Origin of the sequence: Novosphingobium sp. SG919 (genome assembly GCF_012932495.1) — a bacterium.
Taxonomy (GTDB): Bacteria; Pseudomonadota; Alphaproteobacteria; order Sphingomonadales; family Sphingomonadaceae; genus Novosphingobium; species Novosphingobium rhizosphaerae.
Genome location: NZ_JABCNG010000001.1, coordinates 1913266 through 1925451, shown reverse-complemented (window position 1 = coordinate 1925451; position 12186 = coordinate 1913266). Strand labels below are relative to the sequence as shown.

Genomic DNA, 12186 nt, shown 5'->3' with positions numbered 1-12186 from the left:
GGCGAACGATGGGGGCAGCATGAACAGCGCAGAGCGTTTGGGCGCGGCGGCCGATGGGTTCCACCTCATGGCCAAGCCGAGTGGCCCGGCGTGCAATCTCGATTGCACTTATTGCTTCTATCTCGACAAGGAGGCCCTGTTCGATCGCAAGGGCACGCGGCGCATGTCTGCCCAAGTGCTCGACGCCTATGTGCGGCAGACGATCGCCGCAACCCCGCCCGGCCATGCGGTGCAGTTCACCTGGCAGGGGGGTGAGCCGACGTTGCTCGGCCTTGATTTCTATCGCCAGGCGGTGGCGCTTCAGGCGCGCTATGGCGCCGGCCGGGCGATCGAGAACAGCTTCCAGACCAACGGCACGCTGATCGATGCACAGTGGGCGCAGTTCCTGGCGGAGCACCGCTTTCTTGTCGGGCTGAGCCTCGATGGTCCGGCGCACATTCACGACCGCACCCGGCGTTATGCCAATGGCCAGCCCAGCCATGACAAGGTCATGGCCGCCTGGCGCCTGCTCGCGGCGGCAGGGGCAGAGGTCAATATCCTCGCCTGCGTGGACTCTCATAGCGGCGACCAGCCGCTGGAGGTCTATCGCTATCTTCGCGGGATCGGCGCCCGCTTCATCCAGTTCACCCCGGTGGTGGAGCGGCTGGCCGGCGCGGCCGACAAGGCACGCGGGTTCGATCTCAACGGTCCGGGCGAGGCCGGCGATGCGCCGGTGGCCGATTTCTCGGTGCGGCCGCAGGCCTGGGGCCGCTTCCTGGCAACGGTGTTCGAGGAATGGCGCCGCTACGACGTGGGCGAGGTCTTCGTGATGAATTTCGAATGGACCCTGGCCGATCACATGGGCGTGCCTGGCGGCGTTTGTCATCACCAGCGCGAATGCGGCCGCGCGCTGATCGTGGAGCACGATGGCGCCGTCTACAATTGCGATCACTTCGCCTATCCGGAATATCGCCTGGGCGATCTGCGCCAGGACAGCCTTGCGGCGATGGTCGATTCCTCGGCCGCGCAGGCATTCGGCCGGGCCAAGCACGAAACGCTGCCGGCCCAATGCCGCCGCTGCCCGCATCTGGCGGCGTGCTGGGGCGGCTGCCCCAAGCATCGCTTTGCCACGAGCGTGGATGGCGAGGCGGGGCTGAACTACCTCTGCGAGGGCTATACCCACTATTTCAGCGCGGTTTCGCCGTGGATGGCAACGCTTGCCACGCTGGTGCGGCAAGGCCGCGATCCGGCGGCGATCGCCCGCCTGGAGCAACCTTTGCCAGCCTGATCGGCACTGATCCTTTTACCAAACCCGGCCCGAGGCGACCACGTCAGGGCCGTTTCCCTGTCACCGGGCCGCGCCAGCCAGCGCCGCCCAGCCCGAGAAACGGACCCATGACGACCATACGCCATCCCCTGAACCCTGCCCAGCCGGCCCTGCGCCGCGCACTGGCCCAGGCAGCCCTGCTGCTGGCCGGCACGGCCTTGTCCGCCTCTGCCATGGCGCAGCGCGTGCCGGCGGGTGAGGATTTCACCGGCAAGATCGGCGCCACGCGCGCCACCTCGCAATCGGCGTTCCCGCATCAGGCGCAGGCCCCCAAGGCTGCGCCCAACGTGCTGCTCGTGCTGATCGACGACGCCGGCTTTGCCGCCTCTTCCACCTTTGGCGGCGGGGCGCCGACGCCCAATCTCGATCGCCTGGCATCCGAAGGGGTGCGCTACAACCGCTTCCACACCACGGGCATCTGCTCCCCCACGCGCGCCGCTCTGCTGACCGGGCGCAACCATCACCAGGTGGGCTTTGGCAACCTGGCGGACATCGCCGCCGGCTTCCCAGCATACAATTCGATCTGGAAGCAGGAAACCGCCAGCCTGCCGCGTATTCTCCAGCTCAACGGCTATTCCACCGCCGCATTCGGCAAGTGGCACAACACGCCGCGTTGGGAAGTGAGCGCGGCCGGTCCGTTCAACCATTGGCCCACCGGCCTGGGCTTCGACCACTTCTACGGCTTCATGGCCGGCGATGATAACCAGTGGGAGCCTTCGCTGTATAACGACACCACGCCCGTGCCGCTGCCCGGCACGCCCGAAACCGGCTATCATTTCACCACCGACTTGGTGAACAAGGCGCTGGGTTGGGTCGATAACCACAACGCCGTCGTGCCCGGCAAGCCGTGGTTCCTCTACCTTGCGCCCGGCGCGGTGCACATGCCGCATCACGTTCCGCAGGAATGGATTGCGCGCAACAAGGGCCGCTTTGACGCTGGCTGGGATGCCTATCGCGAGCAGGCGTTTGCCCGGCAGAAGAAGCTGGGCATCATTCCTGCCGATGCCAAGCTCACTCCTCGGCCGGCCGGGTTGCCGGCGTGGAACAGCCTCTCGGCCGACGAGAAGAAGCTCTACGCCCACCAGATGGAAGTCTATGCCGCGTTCCTGGAACAGACCGACGCGGAAGTGGGCCGGTTGGTGGACCAGTTGCGCCAGCGGCCGGGTGGCGACAACCTGATGGTCGTCTACATCGTGGGCGACAATGGCGGCAGCGCCGAAGGCGACCTGGAAGGGACGATCACCAACGAAGCCGCCAAGGGCGCCGGCGCGCCCAACGATGTGGCGACCGAGCTGGCGCACATCGACCAGTTGGGTGGCCCCGAACTGGCCAACCACTATGCCGCCGGCTGGGCCTGGGCGACGACCACGCCGTTCCAGTGGATGAAGCAGGTTGCCAGCCATTTTGGCGGCACGCGCAACCCGCTGATCATCGATTGGCCGGGCCACACCGCACAAAGCGGCGTGGTGCGCAGCCAGTTCGGCCACGTCAACGACATTGCCCCGACGGTGCTTGACGCTGCCGGGATCACCCTTCCGGCGCAAGTCGATGGCGTGCCGCAGCTGCCGTTCGAGGGCAAGAGCCTGGTGCCCACCTTTACCAATCCTGCCGCCCCCGAAGCGCACACCGAACAGTATTTCGAGATCTTCGGTAATCGTGCCATCTACAAGGATGGCTGGGTGGCGGCGGCCAAGCGCCCGTACAATCCGTGGGATCTGCTCAAGGATGTTGGCAAAATCTATGCCGACACCACCGACCAGGATCGCTGGGAATTGTACAACGTGGCCAAGGACTTTTCCGAAAGCGACGATCTGGCGGCCAAGAATCCGGCCAAGCTGGCGGAACTGAAGGCCGAATTCGTCAAGGAAGGGACGCGCAACGGGGTGTTTCCGCTGATCCCGCTGCCGCTTGGCGCGCCCACGCTGATCGACCCGCGGCAAAAGGCCTTCACCTGGCGGGCCGGAACCGGCGGGCTGCCGCCGTCGGCGCAACCGCAACTGGTGGCGCGGGCGCATCGTTTCGAAGTGGCGATCAGCAGCAACGCTGCGGCTGGCACGGGCGTGCTGATCGCGCAAGGCGGGCGCCTGGGCGGCTATGTCCTCTATGAGCGTGACGGGCGGCTCGCGTTCGAAAACAATGCCTACAACCAGACCCACGAGGTGATCGTGGCGCCTTCGCCCTTGCCGGCAGGCCCGGTGAAAGTTGGCTTTGCCTTTGAACCCGCGCCGGTTGCCGGGGGCGCAGGAGGGCTGGGCGCGCTGCTGCCCAAGGTGGGCGGCGGTACGATCCGGCTGCTCGTCAATGGCCAGGTCGTTGCCCAAGGCAACGTTGCCTATTACCCGACCCACGCCGCGGCCTTTTCCGAAACGCTCGATTTCGGGGTGGATCGCAACTCGCAAGTCAGCAAGGAGCCGGCGGCGCGGCAACCCTATTCAGGCACGCTGGATCAGGTGACGCTTACGTTTCCCTGACCCTGGCCTGTAACCAGACCCAGGTCCTGGTGCATCGGGGGGTGCGCCAGGATCTGGACCTGATCGGCAATCCTCAAGGGAATTCCGCGAATTGGGGCAGGCCGTCGTTGATGATATCCCACGCGGCCTTGGAGCCGACGAATATATGCGCGGTGGGCGCGATGGATGGCGTATCGATCAAGGTTCCCAGCGTGACGTGCACATAGCGACCGTCGCGCACCAGGGAGTAGAGCAAGGACCCGCAACGCTGGCATAGCGCGTTGTGGGTGCGTGCTTCGCCATAGCGGCGGATATGCGCTTCGCCATGCACGATGGTGAGATGTTCCGAACCGATGCCCGCAAAGGGTTTCGAAGCCGCCCCGGTGGTCCGGCGACAGTTGGAGCAGTGGCAGTAGAGCGAATATTCGAACGCATCGAGGACCTGGTACGACACCTCGCCGCACAGGCACGAACCGCGCAGTTGCCTGTCCGTTGCTTTCACGTGTTCTGCCTCCCCAAGCATTGCCGCGATGATCCACGCCAAGACTATCAGCCGGCGTAGCGCATGGCGACATCGCACCGCTGATAGCGCGCGCCATATTGCGCCATGATTGCCTCATCGTGGGCAAAACCAAGCTTTTCGTAGAGATGGATGGCAGCGGCGCACTTGCGGTTGGTGAGCAGGTAGAGCGGGTCTGCGCCCATCGCGCGGGCACGCGCAATCATTGCGGCCAGCAGGAATTCCCCGGCCTTGAGGCCGCGGGCACTTTCGCGCACGCCCATCTTGGTCAGTTCGAAGCTTGTCGCCCCGGTCTTCTGCAGGGCGCAGGTGCCGACCACGCCCAGGCCGGGCGCCTCGACGAACAGGATCGTGCCGCCCGGATCGATGATCCGCGCACGCGGGTTTTCCAGCACCTCGATATCCGTCGCTTCCAGCGCGAACATGGCGGAAATCCATTGGGCGTTGATATCGTGGAAGTCGCGGGCAAGACTGTCGTCGAACTCGCGAATTGTCAGGCCGCCAGGCTGCGCGCGCGCCGCGCGATCAGCGATCGATGCCTGGTCGAGGGCGCGTTCGATCGCGGCGATCTGGGCCAGGAACGGGCCGGAAAGGCCGGCCAGCAGTTCTTCGGCGGCCATGCCGATGCGGGGCCACAGATCGGCGGCGGCCTGGTCTGCAGCGGCCCGCCCATTCTCCGTCAATTCCACCAATCGCGTGCGCTGATCGGCCGCATGGGCATCACGGAGAATGCCCAGCCGGGCCAATTGGCCAACGCTGCGGGTGATGCCGGGTTGGCTGATCCCGATGGCATCGGCCAATTGCCCCACCGTCATCGGCCCACCCCGCAGCGCCGCGAGCACGGCCATGTGCCCGGGCTGGAGCGGCAGGTCCGCTTCGGCAATGACGCTCATCGCGCCGGCCTGCATGCGTTCGGCCAGGCGCTTCAGCCGGCTTCCCAGAAACGCGGGGCCCATATCGGCAATCACGTCGGCCATGGCATACTCCATATCATGTTATATAACGTGATATGGAGTATTCCATTACAGGTCAAGCCTGCAGGCTCAACCAGTCGCGCGTTCCTGCGCGCGCATCTTTTCCAAGATCCGCCGCGCGCGCGTGCCGCCTTGGTCGATCCCCAGCGACAGCGGTTTTTCCTGCCAGAAATCGCGGCCCCGAACGTTGTCGTATGCCGCTTCGATCATCGGCTTGTCCTCCAGGTCGAATGCCTCGCCGAACAGGGCCTTGAGCATGGCATCCACGCCAGCATCATCGAGATCGTTGAAGCGCGTGGTTGACCAGAAGTAATGCGTCGAATGCTCGTCGGCGGGGGTTAGGATGTGGGCCTGGGGAACTTCGAACCCCGCCTCGCGCGGGGCACCGTGGGGCGCGACGCCAACATGCAGGCGCATGGAAGCCGGGGCGTTCCAGCGCATGTCCAGCCAATGATCGACCTTGGCGTCGGGCGGGAAAATGCCATAGGCCACTGACGGTGGGGCGATGTCGGGCATCCACCAGTTGGAGTGCAGCGTATCGGCTTCCACCGTAACGCTGTGCTGGCCGGCGAAGATCACGCCCTGGCCCGCGAACGTGCCCTTGTGGACGAATTCGATATGCGAAAGGTCGAGCAGGTTGTCGGTGCCGTATTCGTAGTTCGCCTGCATCAGCGTGTAGCCGCGCACGGTGCGGCTGTGGGCAGTATCGGGAATGAAGCCGAAATCGGGGATCAGGGCCGGATCGGCCGTCGAAGGCTCGTCGCCCCAGACCCACGCGATGCCGTCGCGTTCGGCCACCGCGAAGGCCGGGATATCGGAGCCGGCGGGAATCCGCGCGGCGAATGGATTGTGGGCGCAATGCCCATCGGGCGTAAAGGCCAGGCCGTGATAGCCGCAGACCACCCTGTCGCCATCGCGGGTGCCTTTGGACAGCGGCGCGAAGCGATGCGGGCAACGATCGAGCAGGGCCGCGATGTTGCCGTCGGCCAGGCGATAGAGGAAAGTCGGCCGACCGGCGATACGCCGCGCGAGGCCCGCTTCGCCGATCTCGTCAGCCCAGCCGGCCATGTACCACGCCTTGCGCAGGAATTGCATGATGCCCTCTCCATGATTATGTGTACCGTTGGTACATATTATGGAGAGAAGGCGCCTTCAAGCGCTTTTTGCAGCAGCAAGACCGGGTAGCAACAGCGCCACCGTGGCCTCGACCTGGCTGGTCACTGCGGCATCGTCTTGTGCCACATCCAGCCCGATCAGGACTTGTTCGTAAAGCCCGGCGCGGATCGCATGCAGCGCTATGTCGGCCGCACGGGCGCAGTCGATATCGGGCCGCACTTCGTCGGGCTGCCGCGCTTGCAGCAACGCCGCCAGAGCGCCTGCGATAATGCGGTGGCCTTGCTCGTAAAATGCGATGGCCCCGGCGGGGTTGTCCGCAGCTGCGCTGACCACCGCCCGGTACAGCGCCAAGGCGCCCGGTGTCAGGTAGAAGCGCAGCACACCCATGAGCATTCGGTGCAATGCGGCGGCCAGCGGCAACGTGCGGCTTTCCGCGTTTTCCAGTGCCAGTGCGGCCAGCGTGGTTTCTGCCTCGGCGCGGATCGCCGCCGCGATCAGGCCGGTGCGATCGCCGAAGTACTTGACCAGCGTGGCTTTCGATCCGCCCGACAGGCGCAGGACCTCGTTGACGTTGAAGCGATCGACGCCCACCGCCATGATCTGCGCGCGAGCGTGGTGGATCATCGCATCGCAGCGGGCGCGGGCGGCACGCTGTTTCGCCGATGCGGTTGGAGCAGGAGTGGCGGCCGGGGCAAGGTCTGGCATCGGCACAGCTAGCCGCCAAGCCAGCGGCGGGGCAAGGGCGCAGGCAGTTTCACCACGCACGCATCGCTGGGTCTGACCGTGGTTATGATGGCATGCCCATCACACAACCGTTCCCACCAGGCGCCCTATCGCCGCCGTCACGGCAAGCGCGGCGGCGCCCCAGAACGTGACGCGAGCCGTTGCGCGCCAGACGTTGGCGCCCCCCGCTGTGCCGCCGATCGCGCCGAGCACCGCAAGGAACAGGAGCGCGCCGATCGTTTCCGCCGCGATCAGCATAGCCGTTGGGGACAGCACGGCGATCAGGACAGGCAGCGACGCGCCGAAGGAAAACGTTGCCGCCGATGTGAAGGCGGCCTGGATCGGCCGGGCGATGGTGGCGGGCGTGATCCCCAGTTCATCGCGGGCGTGCGCGTCAAGGGCGTCCTTGGCCATCAGTTCGCGCGCGACGATCTGCGCGGTTGCCGCGTCAAGGCCGCGCGCACGATAGATCTGCGCCAGTTCCTCCTGCTCGGCCACGATGTCCGTCTTGAGTTCCCGCCGCTCGCGCGCCAGATCGGCCTGCTCGGTATCATGCTGGGAACTGACCGAGACATATTCGCCGGCGGCCATCGACATCGCGCCGGCGACCAGCGCCGCGGCTGCGGCCACCAGGGTGCTCGCACGGGTGCCCCCGGCCGAGGCGACGCCAAGGATCAGGCTGGAGGTCGACAATATGCCGTCGTTGGCACCGAGCACCGCCGCGCGTAGCCAGCCGACCCTGGCAATAAGATGGCGTTCTGCGTTGCGTGGGCGTGTCATCTGGCAGGGACCTTCGTTCCGCAATGGCGATAGCCATCCACCTGTGCCATCCGCAGGTTCGGAAATCACCTATGCGCGAACCACGCCGAGTGATGCAATCCGGCTGCGACTTGCCAGGTTCGGTCCGCGCCTTGACTTGGCGCTGTCAGATTGCATGGATAACGGCGGTGTCAGGCACGGGTCAACGCGCGCGGATGATATTTTTGAGAATGCTGGCGCACGATCCTGCCGAAATGGCATGGTGCGGGCGATGATTTGGCAAGTGAATGCGCCGATAATAAACCGCCTTAATGCAGATAATAGGTATTTGTCACAGGGATTTTCCGATCCAATTGAGGAACATGGCAATAACTCAGCCGTTCGAATTGCAGGGATTTTAGCAATCTGAACGGGTTCAGGTCGTTTTCCAGGAGATCGATCATGGGCGTTTTCGTGCTACCCCGCCAGGGTTCGCCGTTTTGAATGTTCCGCATTCGCAGCCTGGCGCTGCGTTCGGCAAGGTCACGCTTCGCGCCCTGACCGATGCCGAACCAGGGCCCACCCTTTCGGCGCTTCGCGGCTTTGGCAGCAACCCCGGCAACCTGGGCGGGCGTTGTTACGTACCGCAGCGCCGGGGTGGGCGCATGCCGCTTGTGGTGGTGCTGCATGGGTGCAAGCAGACGGCCCGTGCCTATGATCGCGGCGCGGCCTGGGCGCAAATGGCCGAAGAGCTGGGCTTTGCCGTGCTCTATCCAGAACAGCGCCGGCTCAACAATGCCAACCTCTGCTTCAACTGGTTTCGCCCCGATGACAGCCGCCGCGAGGCGGGGGAGGCGCTTTCGATCCGACAGATGATTGCGGCCATGGTGGAACAGCACGGGCTCGATCCGGCGCGCATCTATGTGACCGGGCTGTCGGCCGGGGGCGCCATGGCATGCGCCATGCTGGCGGCCTATCCCGATGTCTTTGCCGGCGGCGCGATCATCGCCGGCCTGCCGTTCGGCTGTGCCGATACCATGTCGCAGGCGATCATGCGCATGCGCGGCCACGGCGGACCGGATGCCCACACGCTTTCGGCCATGGTGCGAGAAGCGTCGGGCCACGGTGGCCCCTGGCCGATCGTGTCCGTCTGGCAAGGGAGCGCCGATGCCACGGTGAACCCGTCCAACGCCGATGCCATCGTGGCGCAGTGGGCGCCGCTGCATGGTATCGACCTGGCCAGCGGCACCATCGAGGCGGTCGATGGCTACCCCTGCCAACGCTGGCGCGACGGCGCAGGACGCGTGGTGATCGAGGCCTATACCATCACGGGCATGGGGCATGGTACGCCGCTGGCAACGCTGGGGCCGCAGGGACGCGGTGAACCGGGCCCGTACATGCTGGAGGCGGCGATTTCGTCCACGCGCCACATCTGCCATTTCTGGGGCCTGCTCGACAGTGACGCGGTTGACACTGCCGAAGCAGCACGGGCGGACAGCGGCGCGAATGCTCCGGTGATACCGCGTCCGCTGCGTCGCCTGTCACGGATTGTCGAAGGCGCGCTGCGCGCCACCGGCCTGGTGCGCTAGGGCGTCCTGCCGTGCGCCAGGGCACCGGTCAGGAAAACATGTCCTTGTCGGTGTAGACTTCGAACCGGACCAGTTCGACCGGGCCGAACGTGGTGGTGAGCGCCGCATCGGCAGCGTCGCGCCCGCGCGCCATGAGCACGCGCCCACGCCGCGGATAGTTGTGGCGGGCATCGAACACGAACCAGCGTCCGCCCAGCCACACCTCGAACCAGGCCGAAAAGTCCATCGGCCCGCCAGGTTCGGCCAGATCCATGTCTCCCAGGTAACCGGTGCAATAGCGGGCGGGGATGTTCATGCACCGGCACAGGGCCACGGCAAGGTGGGCATAATCGCGGCAGACGCCGCTACCTTCATGGAACACTTCCCATGCCGTCTTGGTGGGGCGCGCCGTCGCATAGTCGAACCGGATGGAGGCGTGGACATGATCGACGATCGCCTGGACCAGGGGCCATCCCTGGCGGCACTGGCCGAACAGGCGCCAAGCCGTTTCCAGCAGCCGATCGGTTTCGCAATAGCGGCTGCCGCGCAAATAGAGCAGCACGTCGTCGGGCAGGTCGACCAGCGCGGCTTGCTGCGCGTGAATGTCCACCGGATCGGGCTCGAAAGGGTCTTCGATGACGAAGCCGCACGACAACGTTGCCCCGCCGGCCGGCATGGTCAGCCGGGTGCAGATGTTGCCGAAGCCGTCGGCATAATCATAGAGCGGCACTTCAGGGGTGGTGAAGATGCGTTGCACGCTGCGCAAGTCCTTGTTGCGCGACGCATGAACACTCAGGTTTGCCAGCATGGGGACGGGCTGTTCGCAGCGGAAGCCGATATCATAGCCGGCGCGGATAAGCATGGTGCCTCGCAGAATAAGGAGTAGCGTGCGGGGGCGGGATGCAAAGGCATGCGATCGGGCGGGGCCCGATCGCATGCCTTTGCGCGAGAGATCAGTATCCGGCGCCGGGGCCGTACGTGATTTCGACCCGGCGATTTTGCAGTTCGCGAACCCCATCGGCGGTGGGCACCCGCTGGTTGGCTTCACCATAAGCATGGCTGGTGATCACGCTATCGGCGATGGCGTGGCTGGACAGGTAGCGGCGGATCGCTTCGGCCCGGCGCTCTGAGAGGCCAAGGTTGAAACGGGCCGAGCCCGAACTGTCGGTGTAGCCTGCCAGCGTGATCGCCACGCCGCCGCAATTGCCATAGGCCTGCACGGCATTGTCGAGAATGCTGGCCGCTTCGGCCGTAATGTCGGCCTTGGCCCAATCGAAGAACACGATGTACGGGCCGTGGTTGCAAGTGGCGGCCACGGGCGGCGGAGGCGGCGGAGGCGGCGGCAACGGTGCAGGGGGCGGTGGCGGGGGCGGGGGAGGTGCTTCTTCCGGCGCCGCGGCGCGTCCGCCCAGGTTGAACGTCAAGGTGGCGAGCAGCGCGTGCGAGCGCAGCGACACCTTGCGGTCGGTCCCGTCGGAGTGGATGAAGTGATCCGCACCATCCGGGCGGAAATAGCGGTACCGCACGCCCAGATCGACATTGCGCCCCAGTGGCACGGTCAGCCCCGCCAGCGCCTGCCAGGCAAAGCCGCGATCGTGATCGTCGATGTGGCCGGCGCTGGGCAGCGCTTCATACAGCCGCGTGCGGGCATAGCCTGCGCCGCCGCCGACGTAGGCCTTGATCCCGCCCCAATGGCCCAGCCCGATCAGCGCGTTGCCCATCACGGCGACGGTGGTGGTGCGGCCGTTCAGGCCATCATCGCTGGTATACGTGCCGTTGGGCAGCGGCGTGCCGGTCGGGCGGTCCTGCTCGCGCAGCGTGGAGCGGTTGTAGAAACCTTCGGCCTCCAGGCGGAAATGCCCGAAATCGTAGCCGAGCGCACCACCGGCTTCCCAGCCCGTCTTGAAGCGGTCGGTGTGTTCGTATCCGGCCGGGCCCTGGACATTGGCGCGTTCCTGTTTGACCGCGCCGCCTTCCACGGTGACGTAGGGGCCGGTATCCTGGGCGTGGACTGTGGTGGCAAGCGCGCTTGTCGCCAGCGCTGTCGCGATGAGGAGCGTTTTCATGACGTTTCCGATCTTGGGATAAGGAGGCAGGAGGCGGCTTGCGGCAACCGCGGGATGATCGTGCCGACGGCAGCGATCAGCGTGGGTGGATCGGGCTGATCTTCGTGCCCTGAAGGGTAAGATCGGCCATCAAGCCCTTGCCGTTGAACGGAAAGGCATAAACGTCCTTGGCCAGGGTGGTGCTGTTGGCTTCGGCGCTGCCGCCCTTGTCGACGACGACGACGCTGGGCCCTGTGCCCACGGCCCAGCCATCGCTCTTGTGCAGATAGCGCAGCGCGGAATCATTCATGAACAGCAGGACATAGCTGAATTTCTGGGCACCCGCCTGCAGGCCCCAGGTTCCGCCGGACAGGTTGTAGTACCGCGTGGGCCGGCCTTTGACGAACAGGACGCCATTGCCGCTTTCCCCGCCGATCAGCAATCCGGCCTTGTAGATCGCAGGAAAGACGAGAATGCCCCGCGCCTGTGCCGCAAGGCGCCGCGCCCTGGGCTCGCTATGTTCGAGTTGGGCGAGGGTTAGCCGGCCCTGCGCGGCGATCTGGGCCGCGCTGCGCGCCTGGGCGACAGGGGCCGATAGCGTGCCGATCGTGGCCAGGGCCACGGCGCTTGCAACGCATGTTCGGGATAAGGGCGTCATTGGTGTATCCTCCTGAAGATGCCCACCGGCTCGATCGGCCTTTGGTGGCGACGGCACGACTTGTTTTGTGCAGTCACTGCCACCCGTT

Annotated in this window: 12 protein-coding genes; 4 read left to right on the top strand and 8 right to left on the bottom strand. The window is 65.6% G+C overall.

Going from position 1 to position 12186, the window contains the following annotated elements:
• The first annotated feature begins 19 nt into the window (after positions 1–19).
• Together FHT19_RS08595 and FHT19_RS08590 are read left to right on the top strand one after the other, a co-directional pair.
• Complete coding sequence (locus FHT19_RS08595) at positions 20–1267, top strand: anaerobic sulfatase maturase (RefSeq protein ID WP_211184744.1); 1248 nt, start codon at positions 20–22, stop codon at positions 1265–1267.
• Positions 1268–1374: 107 nt separating this feature from the next.
• Positions 1375–3777, top strand: a complete 2403-nt coding sequence (locus tag FHT19_RS08590; RefSeq protein ID WP_169474594.1) for an arylsulfatase — start codon at positions 1375–1377, stop codon at positions 3775–3777.
• 73 nt (positions 3778–3850) lie between these two features.
• On the opposite strand, the gene FHT19_RS08585 is transcribed toward FHT19_RS08590, so the two are convergent.
• From FHT19_RS08585 to FHT19_RS08565, 5 genes are all read right to left on the bottom strand, one after another.
• Positions 3851–4258 (bottom strand): GFA family protein, encoded by a 408-nt coding sequence (locus FHT19_RS08585; RefSeq protein WP_211184745.1) that lies wholly within the window; start codon positions 4256–4258, stop codon positions 3851–3853.
• Positions 4259–4305: 47 nt separating this feature from the next.
• On the bottom strand, positions 4306–5253 hold the full coding sequence (locus FHT19_RS08580) for a bifunctional helix-turn-helix transcriptional regulator/GNAT family N-acetyltransferase (protein ID WP_169474593.1): 948 nt from the start codon (positions 5251–5253) through the stop codon (positions 4306–4308).
• A 66-nt stretch (positions 5254–5319) separates the two neighbouring features.
• Positions 5320–6345, bottom strand: a complete 1026-nt coding sequence (locus FHT19_RS08575) for an aromatic ring-hydroxylating dioxygenase subunit alpha (RefSeq protein WP_169474592.1) — start codon at positions 6343–6345, stop codon at positions 5320–5322.
• A gap of 57 nt (positions 6346–6402) precedes the next feature.
• A complete protein-coding gene (locus FHT19_RS08570) occupies positions 6403–7071 on the bottom strand; it encodes a TetR/AcrR family transcriptional regulator C-terminal domain-containing protein (RefSeq protein ID WP_169474591.1) in 669 nt (222 codons plus the stop codon).
• A gap of 99 nt (positions 7072–7170) precedes the next feature.
• On the bottom strand, positions 7171–7869 hold the full coding sequence (locus FHT19_RS08565; RefSeq protein WP_169474590.1) for a VIT family protein: 699 nt from the start codon (positions 7867–7869) through the stop codon (positions 7171–7173).
• Between the two features lie 154 nt (positions 7870–8023).
• On the opposite strand from FHT19_RS08565, the gene FHT19_RS08560 reads away from it, so the two are divergent.
• Both FHT19_RS08560 and FHT19_RS08555 read left to right on the top strand, forming a co-directional pair.
• On the top strand, positions 8024–8257 hold the full coding sequence (locus FHT19_RS08560) for a hypothetical protein (protein ID WP_169474589.1): 234 nt from the start codon (positions 8024–8026) through the stop codon (positions 8255–8257).
• Between the two features lie 70 nt (positions 8258–8327).
• Entirely contained in the window at positions 8328–9416 is a 1089-nt protein-coding gene (locus tag FHT19_RS08555; protein WP_248290328.1) for a PHB depolymerase family esterase, read from the top strand.
• 28 nt (positions 9417–9444) lie between these two features.
• Here FHT19_RS08555 and FHT19_RS08550 read toward each other — a convergent pair whose 3' ends face one another.
• The 3 genes from FHT19_RS08550 to FHT19_RS08540 form a co-directional block, all read right to left on the bottom strand.
• Positions 9445–10257: a transglutaminase family protein gene (locus FHT19_RS08550; protein ID WP_169474588.1), complete on the bottom strand. Its 813-nt coding sequence runs from the start codon at positions 10255–10257 to the stop codon at positions 9445–9447.
• A 91-nt stretch (positions 10258–10348) separates the two neighbouring features.
• Positions 10349–11461, bottom strand: a complete 1113-nt coding sequence (locus FHT19_RS08545) for an OmpA family protein (protein ID WP_169474587.1) — start codon at positions 11459–11461, stop codon at positions 10349–10351.
• A gap of 76 nt (positions 11462–11537) precedes the next feature.
• Complete coding sequence (locus tag FHT19_RS08540; RefSeq protein WP_169474586.1) at positions 11538–12062, bottom strand: lipid-binding SYLF domain-containing protein; 525 nt, start codon at positions 12060–12062, stop codon at positions 11538–11540.
• Positions 12063–12186: the final 124 nt, after the last annotated feature.